Below are 23133 nucleotides of genomic sequence, written 5' to 3'. Positions count from 1 at the left end.
TTTTGCATGAGCCGAACCACCCCGTCTTTTCCGGCCTCGTGGAATATCGAGGCCGCAAAACAGATTGCCGACACGCCGGCCGGGGTGGTCTACGCGGTGACGCGTGGTGACGGCTCTCCAGCCGTCGCCAAAGTCCTGAAAAAGAAGGTGCTGAAGGACAGTCTTCGCGGTGCGGATTTCATCACGTGGCGCGCGGGTGTCGGCTGCGTGGAACTACTCGAGCGTTCCGATGATATTCTGCTGATGGAACATGCCGGCGCGGAGACGCTGCGCGATGTGCTGTTCCGCGACGGCGACGACGATGCGGCGACAGAAATCGCCGCCGATGTTCTGCTCACATACCATCAGCCATCGCAGCAGCCCCCGCCTTCAAGCCTGCTGACACTGCCTCTCTATTTCGAAAGCCTGTTCCGCAAGGCCGAACAGGATCGCACCGATGGCGTCGAGAGCATCTATATCGAAGCCGCCACGCTGGCGCAGGAGCTTATCGACGGGCAACGGGATGTGAAGCCGCTGCATGGCGATCTGCATCATGAGAACATCATGCGCAGCGGGCGCGGCTGGATCATCATCGACCCGGCCGGCCTGATCGGCGATGCGGCGCTCGATGTCGCCAACATGTTCTCCAATCCACTCGACCGCTTCGATCTGACACGCAGCGAAGCGCGCATCGCCTCGATGGCGGCGATTTTTTCGAGAGCGCTACAGCGGGATGAACGGGTGTTGCTGCAATATGCCTTCGCTTATGGCTGCCTCTCGGCCGCGTGGCACGAAGAAGACGGCAATGCGGAAGAGCGCGACAACGAACTCGCTGTCGCGGCCACCCTCAAAACGGTGTTGAAGCAGTTCTGAGTGCGCTCAGTCCCTGACTTCGACGGCGACAGGTGCCGGATATTCGCCAATGAACCCGCGCCAGTGGGCGACTGCAAAACCAAGGACGAACAGTGCCATGCCCTGATGGGCGAGCGCCACATGAATATCCACATGCATGAGAAGCGTGGTGATGCCGAGCGCCGCCTGAATGGAAACGAGCACGAAGAACAGCACGGCGCGGCGTGCGTGTGGCGTATTCGGCAAGGCACGCGCCATCGACACCATGTGCCACAGTGTGGCGGCAAACAGGGTGTAGGCACCGACACGGTGGATGAACTGCACCGTCTTCGGGTTTTCAAAGAGGTTGATCCACCAGGGCTGCTGCAGGAAGAGATCGCCCGGCACCAGTGAGCCGTCCATCAACGGCCAGGTGTTGTAGGAAAGGCCGGCGTTCAGCCCCGCCACCAGCGCGCCGAGATAAATCTGGAACAGACAGAGCACCGTCAACAGGCCGGCAAAGCCCCTGCCCGTCTTTTCATCAGCTGCCTCAGGCGAATGATGCGACAGGCCGCGCAATATCCACATGCAGCCGGCGAAGATGAGGCAGGCAATGGTCAGATGCGTGGCAAGACGATATTGCGAGACATCCGTGCGGTTGACGAGACCTGATGATACCATCCACCAGCCGATAAAGCCCTGAAAACCACCGAGCCCCAGAAGGCCGACCAAGGGCAGGCGCAAACGCTTTTCAACGCGGCCGGTCAGCCAGAAGAAGGCGAGCGGCAAAGCGAAGATGAGACCGATGGCGCGGGCCAGCAGGCGATGCGCCCATTCCCACCAGAAAATCGTCTTGAACTCGTCAAGCGACATGCCCCTGTTGATTTCCTGATATTGCGGAATGCGCTTATAGAGCTGGAATTCCTCTTCCCATTCGGCAACCGAAAGCGGCGGGATAGCGCCGTGGATGGGTTTCCATTCGGTGATCGACAGGCCGGATTCGGTGAGCCGCGTGGCGCCGCCGACCAGCACGAGACAGAAAAGCGTGAAGAGAACGACGCGCAGCCAGATGCGCAGCAGGCGGCGGTTCTTTTCCTGCTTCTGCAGGGCAGCCTCCACCACCATTTCCGCGGAACCGTTTGCCATCGTCATGCTGCTTGAACGCATCTTTTCAGGTCTCCCTCATACAGTGATGTTGATTAGCCCCAACCGGCACCACAAAACAAGGCCTCAGGGTTTGCGGCATGCGGTCGCGGCGGTATAGTCACGCCAGATATTAGATCGTCCTGCCTCTTCTTCGAATCGCCAAGACGATCTGATTTTTTGTTTTACGCATGTCTTTTTCCCAAAACCGATGACACTTTGGGGAGACATGCTCTCATGATGGAAGATTTCATGCACCCTCGCTTCAGATCGCTTATCGGCACCGTCGTCATCATCTGCCTTGTCGTCATCTACGCCGTGGCGGCGACGGCCATCGCATCGGCGATGCTGGCGCAATCGCCCTGGTGGGTGCATCTCGCCTATTTCGTGCTGAGCGGGCTTTTGTGGATATTGCCGGCCATGCTCATCATCAAATGGATGGCCGGACCCAAAAAGCAGGGATAAGCGCCAACGTTCGCGCAACACCCTGAGGTCGCAATTTTATAAACCGATTGTTTGCCGCTCAGCGATATAGTCCCATCGAAACAACCGGAGAGAGTGGATGGCGGCTGAGGGGCCGGTCACAATTAGCGAGAGCAAAACGTCGACCGCCATGCAAGGCGAACGGCGAGGTGCTGACCGTCTGGTGATCGATCTCGTCGATGATGCTTCCACCATCCGCGCCGACTGGGAGCAGATGGAGAGAGATCCGCTCAACTCCCTGCATCAGGGTTTCGGCTGGTGCTCCATCTGGGCGCAGACACAAAAAAGCCCGCTGCTCATCATTCGCGGCAGACAGGTCGGAAAGACGGTTTTCCTGTTGCCGCTTGAAATCGTGCAGGAAGGCGGCATCCGCAAGGCGCGTTTTCCGGGCGGCCGTTTCAACAATATCAATACCGGGCTTTTCGATCCGTCCTTTGCCGAACAGGCAGAACATAAGACGGCGGCAGCGATCGCCCGCGAGGCGCGAAAACTGCTACATGGCCGGGCGGATATCCTGGCCTTGCAGAACATACCGCTCACCTGGCGCGGCAGGACCAATCCGCTTTCGTATCTGGCCTCCGTCGAAAATCAGAACCCCGCCTTTCAACTGCCGCTGCTGGAGAGTTTTGAAAGCACCTTGCGGCAGGTCAACGCCAAGAGGCGGCGAAAGAAATTCCGTATCCAGAGCCGAAGGGCCGAGGAAATGGGCGGTTACAGCCATGTGATTGTCCGTTCGCCACAGGAAAAATGCGAGTTATTGCAGGCTTTCTTCCGGCAAAAGGCCACCCGCTTCGCCTCACAGGGCATCCCGGATGTTTTCCGGAGCCAATCGGTGAAGGACTTTTTCTACGATCTGGCCAACTTTCCGGAAACGGGCACGGACAGTCTTCTGGAGCTGCACGCCATTCGCCTGCATGGAGAAAACGAAGGCGTTATTGCCGCCATATCCGGGCTTTCGCGCAAGCAGGACCACATCATCTGCCAGTTTGGATCGATCGATGAGTCGGTCTCGGAACTCAGCCCCGGCGAGTTGCTGTTCTGGCTGATGATCGAACGGGCCTGCAAGGAGAAAGCCGCACTCTTCGATTTCGGCGTTGGCGATCAGCTTTACAAACGCAGCTGGTGTCCGCTTTCCACCGCCCAGCACGATATATTCCTGTCGGTGACATTGAAGGGGCGCGCAGCGGCCTCGGCCTATGTCGCCATCGCCAGGACGAAGAGCCTGATCAAGTCAAACCCGGCGCTCTATGCGCTGATCCAGCGTTTTCGCGCCGGGCGGCCAAGAACGGATGCCATGTCTGTTACTGACTGAGAGGGTTTGCCGTCCGTCAGGCGGCGCTCAGATGACCCGGCTTGCGCATGCCGGTCATCGGCAATGCCTGTTCGTAGCCCTGGGCCACCAGCTCACCGAGCGTCTTTTCCAGCATCTCGCCATCCTTGCCGGGCACGGAAACGATGATTTCCGCCGGCAGATTGCGTAGCATTTTTTCAAGGCTCGAAATCTGCACCGCGCCGCATTCGACCAGAACCGTATCATAGGCGTCAGACAGGGCGCTTAGAATCATCGTCAGGCGGTCGATGGCGCGCATGGCCTCACGCGGCTGCGCATTGCCGCGCGGCACGATATGGGCGTCAGATAGCCGATCGCCGTGAATGGTTTCGCCAAAGGCAGCAGCACCGGCCAGAAGGTCCATGACGCCCGGCAGCCCGGCCTCTGGCGCCATCAGACGCGTGGGACAGGCCGAAGCCGTCATGTCGACAAGAACGACAGAGCGACCCATTTCAGACAAGGCGCGCGCCAGCATGACGGTGGTGGTCGAACCGCTGTCTCCGGCTGGCGAGACGACGACGGCGACGGGCTTGGCAAGGCGGGTGGCCAGAAAGGCCGCAACGGCATCGATCGAGAAATCGTCGGAGGTTTCGATCTCCTCTTTCACCGCCTCTTCTTTCAAAGGTGCTACATCTTTCACCGGTAAAACCGAAGCAGCAGCGACGGCGGCGACTGGTACCGGCCGCTGCTCTTCGACAACAGGTGGCTGCTGGTAGGCAGCAGCAGGCAGGGCCTGGACGGCTGGTGGTGAAGTCTCATGATGGGTGGCAACCGGCTGTTCCGGTCGATCCGTAGTCTCATCCGTATCGGCGGGCGCACGCGTCGGCGCAGGCGGATCGGACAGCGGCGGAACCTGATTTCTGCCCACCGGCTTTAAGGCGCGCCCCGTGAAGAGTTCCACCAGCATGACAACGATGCAGGAGAGCAGAAAGGCCGCCAGCGTGACGACGATGGTGATGGCTCCGGTTTTCGGGAAATAGGGTTCACGCGGCTCCACCGCGCCTGAGATCACGCGCGCGTCGGCGGGCGTGGAATCCACCGAACCGGCGCGCGAGGTCGCCTCACGATAACGGGCAAGATAGGTTTCCAGAAGCTGGCGCTGGGCCGAGGCCTCGCGTTCCAGATCGTTCAGACCAACCTGCTGCTCACCGGCACGCACGCTTTCCGTTTTCAAGACGTTCAATTGCTGAACCAGTTGCCGTTCGCGCAGGCGGGAAACATTGGCCTCGTTTTCGAGGCTTGCCAGCACCTTGCGGGTTTCTTCCTGAATCTGCCGCTGTATGCCGTCCAGCTGGTTGCGTAGCGCCCTGATGCGTGGATGGCCTTCCAGCAGCGAGGAGGTCAGATCGGAAATCTGGCTGCGGATGCCCGTTTCGTTTTCCTTCAACCGCTGGATCGTCGGGGAACCGACGACATCCGGAAACGTATCGAGTGGGCGGCCGCTGGAAAGCGCATTGCGCACGCCTTCCGCCCGCGCTTCCGCATTCGCACGTTCTCCACGGATACGGCCGAGTTCGGTCGAGATATCACTGAGCTGGCGGGTGGCGAGCGTTTCGCCCTGCCCGGCCGACAGGAGATCGGATGAGGCGCGGTAGTCCGCGACTTTCCTGTCCGCATCGCGCACCTTTTCGCGCAGACTGGCGATTTCCGGCTCCAGCCAGCGTGCCGCTTCCGTGCTGGTATCGAGTTTCGCACCGCTTTGCAGCGCGATATAGGCCTTCATCATCTCGTTGGGGATGGCGGCGGCGAGCTTCGGATCTTCCGAGGAGAACTCAACGGTGATGACACGCGAGCTTTCGACCTGATAGACCTGCAATTTCTCGCGGAATGCCTTCAGCACCCGCTCTTCGGGTTGCACCTGAAGCGGATCCTTCTTGATACCGACGGCGACCAGCAGTCCCGACAGGAGAGAAGGACGCGCCTCCGGATCGAATTCCGGCAACTCATAAAGCTTCATATTTTTCGCGACCTGCTTGATGAGGTCGACCGATTGCAGAATCTGCACCTGGCTGGAAACAGTCAATTCATCGAGCACAGGTTCTGCCGGCGCATTCGACTGCTGCGAAGCGCCGAAGGAAGCCGCGCGGGATTCGATGAGGACACGTGCCTCGCCTTTATAGGCGGGCGACATCATGCTGGCGATCACAAAGGCGGCGCCGCCGGCCAGAAGCGTGACAGCCGCGATCCGGCCCCTGCGCCGCCATATGGCCGCGACAAGCTGCCCCAGATCGATATCCACATCCCTGTCATCAATGCGATCGCCGTTCATGTAAGCTCCGTAACCGAGACAAATCTCGGGCGCTCAAATATAGATGGCCAATTTTCGCGGATTGTAAGTCTTGGCGGTAACACAACAGTTAATCCCGGCGAATCCGACAAAATAAAACGGATATTGCAACACTCTGGACTGGCTGTTTACCGCGCATTAACCCTAACAGAACGATAAGAATGCTCATATATCGACTCGGAGTCAGATGAGATGCCGCTCGCCGGATCACGACATGTCACCGCACTGACGCTTGCCGTTCTAACGGCCCTTTCCGGTTGCGCGGCATATCAACCCGCGCCGCGCTCATTCAATGAGGCCGCCCTGCAACCCTATCATGTCGATAGCGGCGACAGGTTGCGCATCAACGTCTTCGAACAGGTGGGGCTGACGAACACCTACACGGTCGATCAGGCCGGTTATGTCGCCTTCCCGCTTGTCGGTCAGGTTCCTGCCCGCGGCAAGACATTGCCGCAGCTCGAAGCCGCCATTGCCGCGAAATTGCGCCAGGGTTATCTGCGCGACCCTGATGTGACGATCGAGATCGACCGGTATCGCCCCGTTTTCATCATGGGTGAAGTTGGTCGTCCTGGCCAATATTCCTATGTGCCCGGCATGACGGTGCAGAACGCCATTGCCATTGCCGGCGGATTTACCCCGCGCGCCAATCAGGCCGATGTCGATCTTACCCGCAAGATCAATGCCGAGGTAATGACCGGCCGGATCGGCATCACCGCACCCATTCTTGCGGGCGATACGGTCTATGTGCGTGAACGCTTCTTCTGAAAACGGAGTGGCACACGTGTCGGATGACGGCCCTCCCCTGCGCATCATTCACTGTTTCCGCTCCCCCGTCGGCGGTGTCTTCCGCCATGTGCGCGACCTGATCGAAGAACATGTCAAACAGGGCCACAAGGTCGGCATCGTCTGCGACAGCTCGACCGGCGGCGCGCATGAGGAACGGCTTTTCACACAGATAGCCCCGATGCTGGAGCTGGGACTTACCCGCCTGCCCATCAGGCGCTCCATCGGCCCAGGCGACCTGCCGGCGCTCTGGAGATCCTACAAGCAGATAAAAAGTTTGCGGCCGGACATCTTGCACGGGCATAGCGCCAAGGGTGGCGCTCTTGCCCGGCTGATCGGCTCATTGTTGCGGGCGAACAGGTATCGCGTAGCCCGCCTCTACTCGCCGCATGGCGGCAGCCTGCATTATGACCGCAAGAGCCTGAAGGGGCAGCTGTTCCTGCGGCTCGAGCGGTTTCAGGAACATTTCACCGACGCGCTCTGTTTCGTCTGCAATTTCGAACAGCGGACTTATGAAACCAAGGTCGGCAAGCCGCGCACCCGAACGGCGATGATCTATAACGGCGTGCAGGAAAGCGAGTTCGAAACCGTGCCGGCTCGCGAGGATGCCGCCCGTTTCCTCTATATCGGCATGTTGCGCGACCTCAAGGGGCCTGATGTCTTCATCAAGGCCTTCGCCAGGATGGAGCGCAGCATCGGCCACCCCATGTCCGGCGTTATCGTCGGTGACGGACCGGACAGGGACAAATATGCTGATATGATCGACAAATCAGGGCTTTCCCGGCGGATTGCCATGCACGCCGCCATGCCCGCCAGACAGGCCTTCGAGCTGGCGGAGACAGTGGTGGTTCCCTCGCGCGCCGAAGCCATGCCCTATATCGTGCTTGAGGCGCTGGCGGCGGGCAAGACGGTTATCGCCTCACATGTCGGCGGCATTCCCGAGGTTCTGGGAGAGGACAGCGAAGCGCTGGTTCCGGCAGGAGACGCCGAGGCGCTGGCGAAAATCATGGTCAGGGACGCTGAAGACGGCGATTGGTCAAAGCGGGTGATGCCCCCACCAAACAGCTTTAAGGCGAAGTTTTCAACGCCTGTCATGGCCGATGACATGATGAAGCTCTATCGCGACCTGCTTTCGCGCTAAAGCGCGCCTCACGTCTAAAGACATTTTAAAAACACGATTTTTAATTGTATATTCCGCTATCCTGTAGAAAAGCATCATAAACGTTTCTTAGCATGTTTCGGCTAGTTTCCTGCTCGTAGAGCGCGTGTGTCCGTTCGGACGCTACGCAAGGAGGCTTTACCACTTTGAAGTTGCGCATCGTTCCCATCGAAAATCGATCTCGATTTTCGGGCCGATCCGCTAGAGGGTGCGGACCAAGTAATGACCAAGGCTGACAAGGACAGACTGCAATTCGATCTGGCGTCGTTGCGCAAGCAAATCTCCGAGCGCGAAGCCGGTGAGCCTTTGGGGTCCGAGACCGTTGTTCTCAATCCGCTTGCTCGGCAGATCGCCAACCAGCTGCGTGCCGGCAACCATTCACCGAATATGGTGATCGGCCAGTTACGGCTGCTGGAATTCACGATGCTCGTGGTCATCGCCGCCATCGTCAACGGCATCGCCGCCGACCGGGGTCTTGAAACCTTTCTCTCGGTTTTCGCCGCCGGCGTTCTGGGCGCGGCGCTCTGCGTGTTCCTGCTGCAGGCGAGCGATTGTTACCAACTGCCGACGCTGCGCACGCCGCTGAAGATGTTTGCCCGCATTCAGGGCGCAGTGTGTCTGTCTTTCGTGGGCATCGCCTGCTTCCTTCTCGCCTTTTTTCCCGATGCGCTGCATTCCTGGCCGGCTTTCGGCATATGGTACGCGATAGGCGCGGTAGCCATTTTCACCGGACGGCTGATCCTTGGCTTCGCCATTCGCCACTGGGGCCGTAATGGCGTCATGGAACGCCGCGCCGTCATCGTCGGCGGCGGCGATGCTGCCAGAGACCTCATCCGTTCGCTCGAGCAGCAGTCGGACAATGATATCCGCATCTGCGGGATTTTTGATGACCGGAAAAGCGAGCGCTCGCCAGAGGTTGTCGCCGGTTATCCCAAACTCGGCACCTTTGCCGAACTGGTGGAATTTGCCCGTCTGACGAAGCTCGACATGTTGATCATCGCCCTGCCGCTCAGTGCAGAGGCTCGCATTCTCCAGCTCTTGCGCAAACTCTGGGTGCTGCCGGTTGATATTCGCATCGCAGCACATGCCAATAAATTGCGGTTCCGTCCGCGCGCCTATTCGCATGTGGGCAATGTGCCAATGCTCGATGTGTTCGACAAGCCGATCCGCGACTGGGATTCGGTGGCGAAACGGATATTCGACATCACCTTCAGCCTCCTCGGCATCGCCCTTTTCTGGCCGGTGATGCTGGGTGCCGGGATCGCCGTCAAGGCCACTTCCAAAGGCCCCGTCCTCTTCAAACAGAAGCGTCACGGCTTCAACAATGAGACGATCAATGTCTGGAAGTTCCGTTCCATGTATACGGAACTCAGCGACCCCACCGCCAAGAAGGCCGTCACCAAGAACGACCCGCGCGTCACACCCGTCGGCCGTTTCCTGCGCAAATCGTCGATGGACGAACTGCCGCAGCTCTTCAACGTTCTCTATGGCGATCTCTCGCTGGTCGGCCCTCGCCCGCACGCAGTGCATGCCCAGACGGGTGATCTGAAATATACCGAAGTGGTGGAGCATTATTTCGCGCGCCACAAGGTCAAGCCGGGCGTGACCGGCTGGGCGCAGATCAATGGCTGGCGCGGCGAAATCGACCATGGCGACAAGATCAAGTTCCGCACCGAATACGATCTTTATTATATCGAGAACTGGTCGCTTTTCCTCGATCTCAAGATCCTGTTTCTGACGCCGATACGGCTGCTCAAATCGGAAAACGCCTATTGACCCACGTCGGTTACCAGCACGCACCGGGTTTTGACGCGCCACTCGCCGCCATGCGGCTCGTCGGTTCGTTCTTCATTGCCTTCGGCGTGTTCCTCTCCGGCTTCGTCATCTCCGAACCGGCGCCCTACGAACTGATGATGGTCGGGCAAGTGGCCATCTGGTTCCTGCTGGGCCTGCGCCTTTCCCGCACCGTCGTGCTGCTCCTGTGCCTGCTGCTTGCCTTTAATGTCGGCGGTTATCTTTCGCTGACCACCATGGCCGATCTGGACGAGGGACCGCTTTACCTCGCCGTCTCGACCTTTCTGGCGCTGACCTCGGTTTTTTACGCGGCGATCATCGAGGACAAATACCAGCGGCTGCTGCTGATTTTTCGCGCCTGGCTCGCGGCGGCGCTGATCACCTCGCTGCTCGGTATCATCGGATATTTTCACGCCCTTCCCGGCTTCGAGGTCTTCACGCTTTACGATCGCGCCAAGGGTGCCTTTCAGGACCCGAACGTCTTCGGTCCCTTCCTGGTGACACCGTCGCTTTACCTGATCTATGGCCTGCTTACGGGCAAGGCGATGCATGCGCCCTGGCGTATCCTCGGCCTGCTGATCCTGTCGCTTGGCGTGTTCCTGTCGTTTTCGCGTGCGGCATGGGGCCTGTTTTTATTCGCCGCCCTCCTGCTCGTCTTCGTCATGCTGCTGAAGGAGCGCACAGCCGCGTTTCGGCTAAAAATTCTCGTGCTGTTTCTCGTTGCGGTCGCGCTCATGGTCGCAGCCGTCATCATCGCGCTGCAATTCAAACAGGTCTCCGACCTGTTCTTCAGCCGCGCATCGGCGGTGCAATCCTATGATGGCGGGCATCTGGGGCGTTTTGCCCGTCACTATCTCGGTTTCCTGCTGGCAATGGAGCATCCGCTCGGCATCGGGCCGATGGTGTTCGACAATATCTTTCCCGCCGCCGAACATAATATCTGGCTGAAAAGCCTGACAACGCATGGCTGGTTCGGTTTCGTGATCTATCTGACGCTGATCTGCTGGACGATCGCTGCCGGTTTCAGGCAGCTGCTGCGGCCGCGGCCATGGCAGCCGTTCCTGATCATTTCCTGGGTGACCTTTGTCGGCCACGTCATGATCGGCGCCGTCATCGATACCGATCACTGGCGGCATTTCTTCCTGCTGCTCGGCATATTGTGGGGCTGCATGGCGTTGGAAAAACGCGAAAACCTGCGCCGCCGCACAAGCCGCGCCTAAAATGCTTCCCCTTACGGAACCCTGCGCGATTTCATGCGTTTAGCCCCCGATTACGATCGTCAAACGGGGAGACATCTTATGACGCAGACCAATAATCTCTATCTCATCATCGGCGCACTGATGGTGGTCCTTGTTGGCCTTGGAGCCTATGTTTGGCACGAGGAAAGCAAGCCGAAGGGCATCGAGATGAATATCGGCCCGAACGGCGTTTCCGTTCAGGAAAATTAAGGCGCAAGCGTCGCGCAAACTTCCTTCATTAGACCGGGTGCACCCCAAGCCCAAGCGGCGCGGGACGCACCCGGTCTTCTTATGAGAGAAGACGAAAGGCGGGATCAAGGATCCGCGCCAAGCCGGTTCGGTACGAATGATGCGTATCGGGCTGATCATGGAAAAGTTACCGAGATGGTTTCCTCCGTCGACCTGTCCACCCGCCTCACTGCCACCAGATTAGCCCTCAAGGCCATCAAGGAGCAGGATGACAATTCCACCGCAACCTCATCCTCCTCGTCACGGGCAGCGCTTCTTGGCGCCTATGGCGTGGATACGTCTTCTTCTTCCACCAATACGAGGCTGACACAGCTTCTGGCGCAATATGCGCAGACCTCCGGCGAAGAGACGCAGACCGAGACTACACCTCAGGCGTCACCCGGCGATATCACACATGCCGGTTTCATGAAGGATCTGAAGGCGATGCTGGAGGACCTGTCCAAGGACCCGGACAAGGGCTCGCAGGCAAAGGCGATGCTGGAAGCACTGGCAGCCGGCACGCTCACCGTATCCGATCCATCCGAAGGCGCGCAGATCAAGGCGTGGGATGTAAAGTCCGATTCGAAAACCACTTCGAAACCGGCAACCGAGATCGCCACGACGGGTTGGAGCGATTTTCTGAAGGATCACCTCAAACGCGACGGCTCAGCCTACACCAAGAGCGCCAGCGGCGCTTATGTTGACAGCATCTCCGGCGACAACGCGTTTTTCGGCAGCGTCGGCAGCCGCTACTATTATCTCACCTGGCCGCAGGCTAAACCCGGCACGCTGACCGTCTAAGCGGCCGCTTCCAGACATATCTGGACAAAACGCTGCGGCATGGATCATGCCGCAGCGTTGTTCCTGTTGCCATTCAAGCGACGGGCGCAGCCGCCTGCGCGGTTTCACCCGACAGAGCTTTTTGTAATTGCGCTTCCTGCTCCGGAGACAGCGAGGTCTTGATGACCCGGCCGCGCAGCCCTTCCAGTTCCGCCATGACCTTTTCCGGCTGTACCTTGCGGATCAGCACGAACAGCGCCGAAGAGCCATTGGGGATGGTTTCGCCAAGGGATTTGATGAAATCGTCATCGATGCCGAAATCGGTCAGCGAACCCGCCAGAGCGCCCGTGCCCGCACCGATTGCACCGCCAATTGCAAAGCCCGCCAGCGGATTGAGGAACAGCAGGCCAACAAGGCCGCCCCAGAGGCCACCGGACAGAAAACCGGAGCTTGCACCAAGCGCCGTCAGATTGACGCTCTGCTTCAGATGCACCTTGCCGTTCTCATCACGAACGACGACCACGGCGTCTTCCAGATCGACCAGATATTCCTTTTTCAGGCCGGCAAGCTTCAGAAGAACCCGGTCGGCCTCTTCCGTTCCATCAAAACCAACAACGACGAGTTCGGACATATTTATCTCCCTGAGTTTCAATTCCGCTGCAATTGAACGCTGAAGTTCACGGCAGGTTCCAGCCATGATGGAAAGAGGATGTGTCATGCGTTTGACGGAAGCAACCGGCAATAAACGGAACGACAGTCTCTCCCCTGCCCGCCATCCACACCCTTTGTTCCTTTTTTTGAGAAAAGGCGATTTTCCGCTTGCGCCCTAACAGGCTTATATATAAACGGCTTTCAGGTTCGGAGCGTAGCGCAGCCCGGTAGCGCACTTGACTGGGGGTCAAGGGGTCGTGGGTTCGAATCCCGCCGCTCCGACCATAAAAATCAGATAGATAGCCAGTTCCCCCAGAGCTGGCTATATTTGTTTTAGCCACATTGTAGCCAGCGGTCCGCCCTCGCAACTGCGCGTTAGCTTTCCGTGGTGTTTGGTTCTCTCCCGCCCTGACGGCGCGCATTTGATTTGCTGGAGGCTGATGGATTGAGCGCTAGACCAAATTTGCTCTTACCGCCATCGCCGTCTCCCTGACGGTTATCGCGTTCAAGGACACCCCCAGCACCCTGACGAAGCCTGAGCCTGAAGGACATAGACATGGCGAAGAAATCAAAAATCGAACACTCCGAATTTTCAGGCGAATTCGAAGATGACGGCATCACGGTCCTCGTCGATATTTACCGATCCGCCGGCACGCAGCAGGATTGGAAGCTTGAGGTCATAAGCGAAAATGACCTTGTCACCACCTGGGACGAGCCTTTCGCCACCGATAAAGATGCATGGGAAGAATTCCTTGCCACGTGCGAAAAGGACGGCATTCGTAGCTTTCTTGAAGACGAGAATCCCGCAGTCCACTAGGGCTTGACCCAAACGAGCCACGTCACAAGATAATTGAGGGGCCATCAACGGTATTCACCACACTGAGGAGAACAAAAACTTCCGGCGTTAGGTCGGTAGCAATTGTTGCTTCGTCACGGAGTGGTGACTTACCCCTGAAGCCCATCAAACGCAAAGATAGTCCCTCGTGGTGGCTACGGGGATCCATTCGCGGCACTAGTCGCTGGAACAGGTGTTTTAGATGAAGGTGCTCGTGGCCTTGCCCTGTTGCGCAAATTGCTGCCGCATCACTGGATATTGGCCCGGGTAATCTGGGGCGTCACGAGTGTTTCCGACGGGCGTTTACGATCCGCTGGTTTCTTTTTCCTTCTTCGCCTGATCATGATGCCACTTGATGGCGAAGTACATGCCCGTACCCAATACGATAATCTTGAACGGGAAGAAGACTATAGGGAACAAATCCACCCAATTCCAATCCGTCATTTTGAATATTTCCAGTCTATTACTTGACATAATCTCCCGCAGGTAGAGCTACGTCAAAACTGCTGTTTCAGCAACTTCATTCACGCGCTCAAGCACGGTCTTTTTGACGCAGGCCCGCCCGGTTTTTTCATCTGGGCGCTTGCCTCATGCCCCAGCCATCCCCTGCCGTATGACGCTCATCAGCCACCCTTCGTTCGTTTCAGTAGCGAGGAATGCCAAGTAATCAACAGGTTGGCGATTTGCTCTTTGTTCACGCCACTCGCCTCTCGTCAAAGAGAACGATTGCTCACATTGCTTTGTTGACTCTTCGCTAAAATTGGAACATTTAGTGAACAAAAGAGAGGTCGCCGATATGTCCGATGCTGCAAAAATCACCCCTGTACGGCCTGACGACATAGCCGGATACGTCATCCAGTGTCACGATGGCGATGCAAGGGCGGCTGTCGAAACGCTGCTTGGTGAAATCGAACATTTGCAGGAACAGCTTTCCCTTGCGGTTGCCATCATGGGCAAAGGATATACGCGTGGCTGGACGCCGGATATGGCAGGCGATTGAGCTGGCTGTTTGCCGTTGGATGCGGTTTACCGGGTGAGGATACCGTAACTTTGATGGACCATGCCTTTGATGTGAATGGAGCGCTCAGCTGCCAGCATCGCTCTCCGACAAGTTAGTGCGTTGCTGGTCGGGTCGATTACAGACCGGATCCTGGTTCGCCTTCTCACCACTCCACTGCTGTTATGGCCTCGCCAATTCAGCACGCCTGCACCGAGAATTGCGCCCAGCCTGACCGCATCGGCAATCAAGACGGAACGCAAATCCTTATGCCGGGAAGGGTCCATGATTTACGCAGGATCAGCACGAAACGCCCTCAGAATTCATTTGACGCGATGGCGAAGTCGTCGGTGATTGGCATGTGCTCCACATTTTCCCAGGTTCTATCCATGGCATAGGTTGCCGAGAGATAGGGGATGCCGATGTGGCCGTAACGCACCGAAAGCTGGCTCTCCGCCTCCTTTTCACCAAGACGCGCGACGCGGCTGAGATAGAGGGCGGTGGCGAGGCCCGTCCGGTCAGCGCCGGCCTTGCAATGAATGAGGATCGGTTTTGGCGCATCGCGCATGATCGCGACGAGCTGGTTGACCTGATCCATGTTGAGCTCCTGGCTGGCCGACATGCCGAAATCGATGTGCTTCAGCCCAAGCTCGCGCGCTGTTTCGACCTCGTCCCGGTACCAGGCCTTGGATTCGTTCGGCCCGCGCAGGTTTATAACCGTCTTGATGCCGTGATCTTTGGTGTAGCGGACAAGCTCTTCGTTGCTCGGCTGGTTGGAGCGGTAAAGCTGACCGGCCACAACCTCGTGAAAGTTGCCGAGGAGCTGGATGGCGTAGAGATATCCGCCTGCCGCAAGCACAACAACGCCCATGCCCCCAAGGGAGCACTTCCAAAATCTTCGCATAATAAAACGGTTCCCTTACTCGACAAGAGAACCGATACAGATGGATTCTGACAGCAAGCTGAAAGTTATGCGACAGTATTGTAAGAGTAGAAAAATTGCGTTCGATCAACGCACGAAAACGTAAACCGCATAGACCGCGATGAGCGCCGCGGCCACTGCTGCCGTGATAACGCCGAGGCGTTTTTCGATGAAATGGCGCACTGAATCACCATATCTCTGCAGCAGTCCGGCAAGAATGAAAAAGCGAGCGCCACGTGTGACGACGGCTGAAAGAATGAACAGGCCGAGGCTGATATTGGCCGCGCCTGAGAGGATCGTCACCACCTTGATGGGCGGCAGGTGCGCAAGCCCCGATGTCACCAGCAGGAGAATGATGGTTTCGTAGTCCACCGAGTTCTTCAGCTGTTCGAAACTGTCGAGCTTGCCGTAAAATTCAAGGATGGGCCGCGCAAGGCTCTCGAAAGCATAATGACCGAGAAACCAGCCTGCGATGCCGCCGAGGACCGAGGCGACAGTCGCCACAAACGCATAAAACATCGCCTTTTTCGGCTTGGCCAACACCATGGGCAGGAAAAGCACATCCGCGGGCACGACGAAGACGGAGCTTTCCACAAAAGCGACGACCGCCAGCCACCATACGGCGGTTTTGCGCGCCGCAAGGGCCATCGTCCAAGCATAGATGTTTTTCAGCATTTCATGTCCCCGGGGAAGAGTGTGGAGCGAGGTCAAAGCGGGAGTGCCGAGGCATCTCAGCGATGATTGAGGCGATTTAAGACGGCGCGCAGCAGACGGAGAAGAGCCAGCGCCGCAGCAGGATTAGACACAACGCAAGAGAATGGCAAATGTTGGAAGATTTATTTTTGCATCGCGAAAAATGGGAAATGCTAGCAATTCCAGTCCACACCGGCGGTCGGTTGCTGCAATGCGAAATTTCACCCTGAGGTAGATGAACTCGCCTTTTTGCTGTAGAATAAGAGACGTAAGAAGTGGAGGAAGTTATCATGGACTATGTAAACTTCATTACCTCGATCAATCCGGTGATACTCGCCATCCTGCTGGTGGTTCTTCTCGCCGGCGCCTATAGCCACTGGGTTTCGCACTAACAAAGCGAAAGATATGACGAACCATGACGCTGCCGATTTCTATCGGCGATAGGCATGCGGCTGGATGAATGTTATCAAACCCGGAGTTAAAACAACTTCCGGGAAGCGGCATGACGAACGAATTCGCATTCACTGATACGTCTGAAAAGCTCAGCACCACGCTGGAGAAGCTTATAGGCAAGTTGCAGGGCCAGACGATCACGTTGCGCGAACTGATGGAAGCAATCGGCGAACAGGGCCTGTTGCTCATCTGCGCAATTGCGTCCCTGCCCTTTCTCATTCCGGTCTCCATTCCCGGCGTCAGCACGGTGTTCGGCGCGGCGATCATCCTCGTCAGCCTGGCGATCACGCTGAACCGCCTGCCATGGCTGCCGGCGAAGATTCTCGACCGGCAGATGGAAACGGCAAAGCTGGTGCCGGCGCTTCAAAAAGGTGTCGCCATCGTTTCCAAACTGGATGGATTTATTCGTCCGCGTGTACCGGTGCTCACCACCGGCATCGTCGCCAACAGGATAAACGGTCTGGCGCTGATGACGGCGGGCGTGCTGCTGATGATGCCGCTCGGCTTCATTCCTTTTTCCAACACCCTGCCCGGCGTCGCCATCCTGCTTTTATCTGCGGGCATGATCCAGCGTGACGGTGTCACCGTGCTCGGTGGCTATCTGTTTCTCGGCCTGACGGCGATTTATTTCGCAGCGCTCGCCTATGCCGCCTTCTGGGCCGGACAGGGCATCAGCAGCTCGATCGGCGGATAAAAAGCCTACTGTCCCCTGTTACGACGGGCTTCGCGGCCGTTCTGTCGCGAAGCCCACCAGACCGCGAGCCTTCGCCGCCTGCGGCGCACCGCCGGCAGATCGTGCGAAAGTACGACAAGACCGAGCGGAATCATCCAGAAACCGAGAACGGGCAAAAACCCCAACGTTCCGCCCACCACCAAAGCGGAGCCGGTGGCGATCCTGCCAACCCGCGAACGCGGCATGGCAAGGCTCCATTTTCCGACATGGAGGCGACCCGTCTTGTGGTTCATTCCGAATTTCATTCCATCCTGCCCTTCAGCGTCTGGCCTGTGGATAATTTTTTGACCGTCGATAAGCCCGGAAAATCGGGACTTCAGAGGGATAAAACAAGAGGAATGCGTTTTTTTTGAAAAAACCGCTTGGCAAATCGGAAAAGCATTTGTATTACCCCGCTCACACCGCGCCAAGCAGCGCACGTTCCCTGGTAGCTCAGCGGTAGAGCATTCGACTGTTAATCGACAGGTCGCCGGTTCGAATCCGGCCCGGGGAGCCATTTCTCTCAAAACATGTTTTGAAGAGCGAAGTGCCGCTGCATTCGCCCGATCCGGCTCGTGGCGTCTTTCGCCCGCCGGGATAGCGGGCTACAGGCAATCAGCTCTTCTTGACCACACGCTTCGTTGCCTTTGCGGCGTTGGTCAGCGCCGGTGGATCGCTTGCCGGGAAACTTTCTTCAAGGCTCTCCGTCAGATCGTCAACTTTACCCTTGTCCGTCGACTTCTGCTCCTTCTCGAGCGATTTTACCGCCGGGGATTTAGCCTTTGCAGCCGGAGCCTTCTTCGCTGGCGTTTTCTTCGCAGGCGCCTTGTCCGTCGAGGTCTTGTCTGTCGAGGTCTTGGCGGCAGCGGATTTTTTCACGCCGTTTTTACCCGCGGTCTTTGCGGCTCCCGCACCGGCGGAGACTTCCCGTTCCGCCTCGGTCCAGTGGCGCTCATGATGCCCGTCAGGTCTGCCTTCCTTCTCCCATATTGCGCGCGCTTTTTCACGGATTGCGGCTTCGCGATCATGGCTCATAACAGGCCTCCCTCTTTGCGTTGCACCGGTTTTGATTGTGCCACTGAAAAAACAGAAAAAGCCAGACTTTGTTCCTCGCAGACCGATTGCGAATGAGCATTTCTTCGAAAAAGGGAACCGTCATGGAGGCGGGATCGTTTGCCCGCAGAAACCCCGCAGGAGAATTATCCATGAACACCCCAAAGAAGCCGAAGAACGAACCGCTCGATATTCGCGACGAAGATGTGGCGCGTTTCGAAACCGACAGCGAACTCAAATCGAAGGATGGTGAGATTTATCCGGATGAGACGATGAACCTGCGCGCCCGCCGGCAGGCTGCGCGCCAGCATGAGGACGCCTTCATCGTTGCCACCGACCTTGAGGACGATGACCAGCGAGATGCCGCACCGGGCACTAGGGAGCAGCCATAGGCCGCTTAAAATGGATAAGGCGGGTCATTGCCCGCCTTTATAAGAAATATGATGTTGTCCGGTCGTCAACGGCGCACGGAAACGATTGCCTTGCGGTTGAAATTGGATACCTGCACCCGGCCAGACTGGTTGCCACCAAGAATCTGGGCGGTCTTGCCGCTCATGCTCTTCAGAATTCCGGCGTGATAACCGCGGCCGTTACGGATGACGACGATATCGCCGGGCTTGGCCTGGCTGACGGGAACGGCATAACCGAAAGACGTCCAGGATTTTGCAAATCCGTAGGATTTCGGCGACTGCCGGCCGGCCTTGCCGGCAACGGCATGCAGGAAAAGGCCGCACCAAGGGGTGCTGCGGGGGTTTGCCCCAAGAATATTCTTCAGGCTCTTATTGTTCTTGGACTCATGCAGCCCGGTGTATTTTTCTGCCTGGTTCAGCATGCCGGCAGAGGCCGGCGCCGCGACTGTAAAAGCCAAGGCAGCGGATAGAATTAACGCGGATACTCTCAAACGTCTCGCCCTTATGTTGCAGGGCGTCCGTGTATTGTGACAATTTAGCGACAATTTGACGAGAAATGGGCAGAAATCAGACAGCTATTCATGCGGCCTGATCTGTCATTGCTTCAAAACAGGCTGCCCTGCGCCTCATCGGCACGGCTGCGGCCGCCATTTTCGAGATCCAGCATGCGCAATTTGGTGTTGGTTCCGCCCGGTGCGGAAAAGCCGCCCAGCCGACCGCCGGCAGCCAGAACGCGGTGGCAGGGAATGATGAGCGGCACCGGGTTTTTCGCCATGGCCTGACCGACATCGCGGGCCTTTTCCATGCCGAGGCCAAGGTCCCTTACTATGCCGCCATAGGTCGTCGTGCGGCCCCAGCCGATTTGCCGCGCCACCGCGTAAACATCGAGAAAGAAACGATCCTGTCCGGCAAGATCGAGTTCAACGGGGGTAAAATCAATCGCCTCACCACTGAAATAGCGGGTGATCATCGCGATCACCTCACGCGTGCGTGTGTCGGGAACCGCAATCGTGGACGACGGAAAACGTTTAAGGAGAAGCTTTTCGGTTTCTCCTGCGTCAGCACCGGGCAATTGCAGGCGGGCGATGCCGCGTCCTGCCCATGCTAGGCCGCAATGGCCGAGTGCGGTTGGAAAAACAATATAGCCGTAGTGGTTGGTCATCGCATTCATTCATCCGCTTTCGGGCGCACACGATGCCATATCCTGCGTCCGAAACAACCCGTTTCCTGATCTCAAAAAAACAAGGCCACCCTGCTCTGGCGGGTGGCCTTTAACGGATCAGTCCTGAAAATCCGCTCAGGATGCGATTTTATTCGGCTCCTCCGCCTTGTCCTCCATCAGGCATTGCGCCTGCCGGCTTGCGGCAACGAATGCGGTACGGGCGATTTCTCCCGCCACATCACCCATCAACGAGGCGCGGCACAGGCGAAGCGCCTGCTCATGCGCCTTATCGCCGCGTTCCGGCCATTCGTGCTGCAGAAAATCGAAGGCTTCGTAAACGCCGTTGAAAATCCGGGGAGCACCGTTTTCAAGGGAGATGGTAACGGGCTTTTCCCACTTAACGTCTTTCAGCAACATTGATTGCACTTCCATGCTCTATTAACCCGCGACAAACGCCGGCTCCTCCAGTTGGTTCCCTTCACCTGCTGTTTCAAGAGCGAAAAAATAACCCTCGAGAAACCATGTGCCCCATCTTTCCATTCTAGCCGATTTGCGGAACAAAGCGTTTCAACACTCGTTCAAGCGGAAGTGAACCGGGTTCTTTCATGCCAATAACAGCCTCCCCCGTCATCGTCTGGTTCCGCAAGGATTTGCGCCTTTCGGACAATCTTGCCCTTCTCGCAGCAGTGGATCACGGCGGCCCCATCATCCCCGTCTATGTCAGGGAAAAATCCTCTGGTCCGCTGGGCGGTGCACAGGAGTGGTGGCTTCACCATTCGCTTGCCTCGCTTTCCGCAGCACTCGAAGAAAAAGGCAGCCGTCTGCTGCTTCGAAGCGGCGACGCCGAAAAGACGCTGCGCCAGTTGATATCCGAAACCGGCGCTGAAGCCGTATTCTGGAATCGCCGGTACGAACCAGCCGGCTTGGCGACCGACAAGGCGCTGAAACAAAACCTGAGGGATGACGGTCTGACCGTTCGCAGCTTTTCCGGCCACCTGCTGCACGAACCGTCCCGGTTGAAGACGAAATCCGGCGGCCCCTACCGGGTCTATACACCCTTCTGGCGGGCGCTTGAGGGTGGCGAGGAGCCCCATGCCCCGGCGGATGCGCCGAAGAGCTTCAAGGCACCTGCGACATGGCCGAAATCGGAAAAGCTTGATGACTGGAAGCTACTGCCGGTCAAGCCCGACTGGGCGAAGGATTTCAGCGAGATATGGACACCCGGCGAAAACAGCGCGCGGGAAAAACTCGATGACTTCATCGACGGTGCCTTAAAGGGGTATGAGGAAGGCCGCGATTTTCCGGCGAAGGACGCAACCTCTATGCTCTCGCCGCATCTGGCCTTGGGTGAAATATCGCCCGCCACCGTCTGGCACGCAACGAAGGGGCTTTCCCGCCACATCGCCTCAAACGATATCAGCCGTTTTCGCAAGGAAATCGTCTGGCGGGAATTCTGCTATCACCTGCTGTTTCATTTCCCCGAACTGGACGAGAAAAACTGGAACGACAGTTTCGACGCCTTTGGCTGGCGGGACGATGAGAAATCCTTCAAGGCCTGGACGCGCGGCATGACGGGTTATCCCATCGTCGATGCCGGCATGCGACAATTGTGGCAACATGGCACCATGCATAACCGGGTGCGGATGATCGTGGCGTCCTTCCTCATCAAACATCTGCTGATCGACTGGCGCAAGGGCGAGACGTGGTTCCGCGATACGCTGGTCGATGCCGATACTGCCTCCAACGCCGCCAACTGGCAATGGGTGGCGGGTTCCGGGGCGGATGCCTCGCCATTTTTCCGCATCTTCAACCCCATCCTGCAGGGCGAAAAATTCGATGGCGATGGGGATTATGTGCGCCGTTTCGTGCCGGAGCTGGACAAGCTGGAGCGGAAATACATCCACAAGCCATTTGAAGCACCGAAGGAGGTGCTGCAAAAGGCGGGCATCGAGCTTGGCAAGACCTATCCGTTACCAATCGTCGATCACGGAAAGGCGCGGGAAAGAGCGCTTGCAGCCTATGCGGCGGTGAAGAACAACGCATAAAATTGGGTATCGGCAAAATTTTGCGTGGCGAAGCCCAAGCCGGGAAGATAATTTCTTGCCTTGGGGCAGTTGTAACGGGACATAACGGCACCTAATTTCCGCTCAGACAAGAAGGCTCAATCATGACCATTCATCCCTCTGCGCTCAGTGCTATCGGCAACACGCCACTCATCCGTCTGAAAGCTGCCTCCGAAGCGACGGGGTGCGAAATCCTCGGCAAGGCGGAGTTCCTGAACCCCGGCCAGTCGGTGAAGGATCGCGCCGCGCTCTACATCATCCGCGACGCCGAACGGCGCGGACAGCTGCGGCCGGGCGGCACCATTGTCGAAGGCACGGCGGGCAATACCGGCATCGGCCTGTCGCTGGTCGCCAATATGCTCGGTTACAAGACGGTCATCGTTATTCCCGAGACGCAGAGCCAAGAAAAAAAGGACGCGCTGAAGCTTCTTGGCGCGAAACTGGTCGAGGTTCCGGCAGCACCCTATTCCAACCCGAACAATTACGTGAAGGTCTCCGGACGGCTGGCGAAACAGCTTGCCGCGACCGACGAGAACGGCGCGATCTGGGCCAACCAGTTCGACAATATCGCCAACCGTCAGGCCCATATCGAAACGACTGCGCCTGAAATCTGGGACCAGACGGACGGCAAGGTCGATGGCTTCATATGCTCGGTGGGATCAGGCGGAACGCTTGCGGGCGTGGCCGATGGCCTGCGCGATTTCAACCCTGATATCAAGATCGGCCTTGCCGATCCTGAGGGTGCGGCCCTTTACGAATTCTACAAGCACGGTGTTCTGAAGTCCGAAGGTTCTTCCATTACCGAGGGCATCGGACAGGGGCGTATCACCGCCAATCTGGAAGGTTTTACACCGGATTTCTCCTATCGTATTTCGGATGCGGAAGCCCTGCCGGTGCTGTTCGATCTGGTGACAAAGGAGGGGCTTTGCCTCGGCGGTTCTTCCGGCATCAACATTGCCGGCGCAATCCGCCTTGCCCGCGAGCTTGGTCCGGGGCATACAATCGTGACGATACTATGCGACTACGGTAATCGTTATCAGTCGAAGCTGTTCAATCCGGATTTCCTGCGCTCCAAGGGGCTGCCGATTCCGCAATGGCTGGCGACGAAAAGCGAGATTGCGGTTCCGTACGAAACCGTTTGAGGACA

Annotated in this window: 26 protein-coding genes and 2 tRNA genes; 17 read left to right on the top strand and 11 right to left on the bottom strand. The window is 57.7% G+C overall.

The window, feature by feature from the left end:
- The first annotated feature begins 6 nt into the window (after positions 1-6).
- Positions 7-852: an aminoglycoside phosphotransferase family protein gene (locus JZX89_RS01555; RefSeq protein ID WP_153513576.1), complete on the top strand. Its 846-nt coding sequence runs from the start codon at positions 7-9 to the stop codon at positions 850-852.
- Between the two features lie 6 nt (positions 853-858).
- Here the strand turns inward: JZX89_RS01555 and JZX89_RS01550 are convergent, their stop codons facing one another.
- A complete protein-coding gene (locus JZX89_RS01550) occupies positions 859-1977 on the bottom strand; it encodes a COX15/CtaA family protein (protein ID WP_149897772.1) in 1119 nt (372 codons plus the stop codon).
- A 228-nt stretch (positions 1978-2205) separates the two neighbouring features.
- Here JZX89_RS01550 and JZX89_RS01545 point away from each other — a divergent pair, with 228 nt between their 5' ends.
- Positions 2206-2418: a DUF2842 domain-containing protein gene (locus tag JZX89_RS01545; protein WP_153514180.1), complete on the top strand. Its 213-nt coding sequence runs from the start codon at positions 2206-2208 to the stop codon at positions 2416-2418.
- Between the two features lie 97 nt (positions 2419-2515).
- On the top strand, positions 2516-3748 hold the full coding sequence (gene uppA / locus JZX89_RS01540) for a polysaccharide biosynthesis GNAT family N-acetyltransferase UppA (protein WP_207132881.1): 1233 nt from the start codon (positions 2516-2518) through the stop codon (positions 3746-3748).
- Between the two features lie 16 nt (positions 3749-3764).
- Here the strand turns inward: uppA and uppB are convergent, their stop codons facing one another.
- Positions 3765-6035: a polysaccharide biosynthesis protein UppB gene (gene uppB, locus JZX89_RS01535; protein ID WP_207132880.1), complete on the bottom strand. Its 2271-nt coding sequence runs from the start codon at positions 6033-6035 to the stop codon at positions 3765-3767.
- Positions 6036-6245: 210 nt separating this feature from the next.
- On the opposite strand from uppB, the gene uppC reads away from it, so the two are divergent.
- The 6 genes from uppC (at position 6246) to JZX89_RS01505 (ending at position 12056) form a co-directional block, all read left to right on the top strand.
- Complete coding sequence (gene uppC, locus JZX89_RS01530) at positions 6246-6818, top strand: polysaccharide export protein UppC (protein WP_046800338.1); 573 nt, start codon at positions 6246-6248, stop codon at positions 6816-6818.
- 16 nt (positions 6819-6834) lie between these two features.
- The gene (uppD, locus tag JZX89_RS01525; RefSeq protein WP_207132879.1) at positions 6835-7977 is read left to right on the top strand and encodes a polysaccharide biosynthesis type 4 glycosyltransferase UppD; all 1143 of its coding nucleotides are present in this window, start codon (positions 6835-6837) and stop codon (positions 7975-7977) included.
- Positions 7978-8217: 240 nt separating this feature from the next.
- Positions 8218-9771, top strand: coding sequence for a polysaccharide biosynthesis glycosyltransferase UppE (gene uppE, locus JZX89_RS01520; protein ID WP_207132878.1), 1554 nt, complete (start codon positions 8218-8220; stop codon positions 9769-9771).
- Positions 9768-11009 carry a polysaccharide biosynthesis O-antigen ligase family protein UppF gene (gene uppF, locus JZX89_RS01515; RefSeq protein ID WP_207132877.1) on the top strand — a complete coding sequence of 414 codons (1242 nt, stop codon included), beginning with the start codon at positions 9768-9770 and terminating at the stop codon, positions 11007-11009. The genes uppE and uppF overlap by 4 nt, the downstream gene beginning before the upstream one ends.
- 78 nt (positions 11010-11087) lie before the next feature.
- Positions 11088-11237 (top strand): hypothetical protein, encoded by a 150-nt coding sequence (locus JZX89_RS01510; RefSeq protein ID WP_188355895.1) that lies wholly within the window; start codon positions 11088-11090, stop codon positions 11235-11237.
- Between the two features lie 174 nt (positions 11238-11411).
- A complete protein-coding gene (locus tag JZX89_RS01505) occupies positions 11412-12056 on the top strand; it encodes a hypothetical protein (protein ID WP_207132876.1) in 645 nt (214 codons plus the stop codon).
- Positions 12057-12129: 73 nt separating this feature from the next.
- Here JZX89_RS01505 and JZX89_RS01500 read toward each other — a convergent pair whose 3' ends face one another.
- Positions 12130-12666 (bottom strand): DUF1269 domain-containing protein, encoded by a 537-nt coding sequence (locus tag JZX89_RS01500; protein WP_149897781.1) that lies wholly within the window; start codon positions 12664-12666, stop codon positions 12130-12132.
- 228 nt (positions 12667-12894) lie between these two features.
- On the opposite strand from JZX89_RS01500, the gene JZX89_RS01495 reads away from it, so the two are divergent.
- Together JZX89_RS01495 and JZX89_RS01490 are read left to right on the top strand one after the other, a co-directional pair.
- Positions 12895-12971 (top strand) — tRNA-Pro (locus JZX89_RS01495).
- A 271-nt stretch (positions 12972-13242) separates the two neighbouring features.
- Entirely contained in the window at positions 13243-13503 is a 261-nt protein-coding gene (locus tag JZX89_RS01490) for a hypothetical protein (protein WP_207132875.1), read from the top strand.
- Between the two features lie 321 nt (positions 13504-13824).
- On the opposite strand, the gene JZX89_RS01485 is transcribed toward JZX89_RS01490, so the two are convergent.
- Positions 13825-13965, bottom strand: coding sequence for a hypothetical protein (locus JZX89_RS01485; RefSeq protein ID WP_137002497.1), 141 nt, complete (start codon positions 13963-13965; stop codon positions 13825-13827).
- Positions 13966-14317: 352 nt separating this feature from the next.
- Here JZX89_RS01485 and JZX89_RS01480 point away from each other — a divergent pair, with 352 nt between their 5' ends.
- Positions 14318-14521 carry a hypothetical protein gene (locus JZX89_RS01480; RefSeq protein ID WP_149898141.1) on the top strand — a complete coding sequence of 68 codons (204 nt, stop codon included), beginning with the start codon at positions 14318-14320 and terminating at the stop codon, positions 14519-14521.
- Between the two features lie 313 nt (positions 14522-14834).
- On the opposite strand, the gene JZX89_RS01475 is transcribed toward JZX89_RS01480, so the two are convergent.
- Both JZX89_RS01475 and JZX89_RS01470 read right to left on the bottom strand, forming a co-directional pair.
- Positions 14835-15389: a dual specificity protein phosphatase family protein gene (locus tag JZX89_RS01475; protein WP_188355896.1), complete on the bottom strand. Its 555-nt coding sequence runs from the start codon at positions 15387-15389 to the stop codon at positions 14835-14837.
- 138 nt (positions 15390-15527) lie between these two features.
- A complete protein-coding gene (locus JZX89_RS01470; protein WP_207132874.1) occupies positions 15528-16115 on the bottom strand; it encodes a YqaA family protein in 588 nt (195 codons plus the stop codon).
- 520 nt (positions 16116-16635) lie between these two features.
- Here JZX89_RS01470 and JZX89_RS01465 point away from each other — a divergent pair.
- On the top strand, positions 16636-17280 hold the full coding sequence (locus tag JZX89_RS01465; protein WP_149897785.1) for an exopolysaccharide biosynthesis protein: 645 nt from the start codon (positions 16636-16638) through the stop codon (positions 17278-17280).
- A gap of 5 nt (positions 17281-17285) precedes the next feature.
- Here the strand turns inward: JZX89_RS01465 and JZX89_RS01460 are convergent, their stop codons facing one another.
- On the bottom strand, positions 17286-17564 hold the full coding sequence (locus tag JZX89_RS01460) for a hypothetical protein (RefSeq protein ID WP_142839582.1): 279 nt from the start codon (positions 17562-17564) through the stop codon (positions 17286-17288).
- 176 nt (positions 17565-17740) lie between these two features.
- Between JZX89_RS01460 and JZX89_RS01455 the strand changes: the two genes are divergently transcribed.
- Positions 17741-17815 (top strand) — tRNA-Asn (locus JZX89_RS01455).
- A gap of 98 nt (positions 17816-17913) precedes the next feature.
- On the opposite strand, the gene JZX89_RS01450 is transcribed toward JZX89_RS01455, so the two are convergent.
- The gene (locus JZX89_RS01450; RefSeq protein ID WP_207132873.1) at positions 17914-18333 is read right to left on the bottom strand and encodes a DUF2934 domain-containing protein; all 420 of its coding nucleotides are present in this window, start codon (positions 18331-18333) and stop codon (positions 17914-17916) included.
- Between the two features lie 170 nt (positions 18334-18503).
- On the opposite strand from JZX89_RS01450, the gene JZX89_RS01445 reads away from it, so the two are divergent.
- Positions 18504-18743 carry a hypothetical protein gene (locus JZX89_RS01445; protein WP_153513566.1) on the top strand — a complete coding sequence of 80 codons (240 nt, stop codon included), beginning with the start codon at positions 18504-18506 and terminating at the stop codon, positions 18741-18743.
- 65 nt (positions 18744-18808) lie between these two features.
- On the opposite strand, the gene JZX89_RS01440 is transcribed toward JZX89_RS01445, so the two are convergent.
- The 3 genes from JZX89_RS01440 to JZX89_RS01430 form a co-directional block, all read right to left on the bottom strand.
- Positions 18809-19252: a TIGR02594 family protein gene (locus JZX89_RS01440; protein ID WP_153513565.1), complete on the bottom strand. Its 444-nt coding sequence runs from the start codon at positions 19250-19252 to the stop codon at positions 18809-18811.
- A 113-nt stretch (positions 19253-19365) separates the two neighbouring features.
- Entirely contained in the window at positions 19366-19923 is a 558-nt protein-coding gene (locus tag JZX89_RS01435; protein ID WP_207133081.1) for a methylated-DNA--[protein]-cysteine S-methyltransferase, read from the bottom strand.
- A 135-nt stretch (positions 19924-20058) separates the two neighbouring features.
- On the bottom strand, positions 20059-20340 hold the full coding sequence (locus tag JZX89_RS01430) for a DUF982 domain-containing protein (RefSeq protein ID WP_174373118.1): 282 nt from the start codon (positions 20338-20340) through the stop codon (positions 20059-20061).
- 188 nt (positions 20341-20528) lie between these two features.
- Between JZX89_RS01430 and JZX89_RS01425 the strand changes: the two genes are divergently transcribed.
- Together JZX89_RS01425 and JZX89_RS01420 are read left to right on the top strand one after the other, a co-directional pair.
- The gene (locus tag JZX89_RS01425) at positions 20529-21968 is read left to right on the top strand and encodes a cryptochrome/photolyase family protein (protein ID WP_207132872.1); all 1440 of its coding nucleotides are present in this window, start codon (positions 20529-20531) and stop codon (positions 21966-21968) included.
- A 122-nt stretch (positions 21969-22090) separates the two neighbouring features.
- Complete coding sequence (locus JZX89_RS01420; protein ID WP_149897844.1) at positions 22091-23128, top strand: cysteine synthase A; 1038 nt, start codon at positions 22091-22093, stop codon at positions 23126-23128.
- Positions 23129-23133 lie beyond the last annotated feature (5 nt).

Origin of the sequence: Agrobacterium burrii (genome assembly GCF_017313405.1) — a bacterium.
Taxonomy (GTDB): Bacteria; Pseudomonadota; Alphaproteobacteria; order Rhizobiales; family Rhizobiaceae; genus Agrobacterium; species Agrobacterium burrii.
Note: the sequence above shows the minus strand (reverse complement) of the source record. Positions and strands in the feature narration are given on the sequence as shown.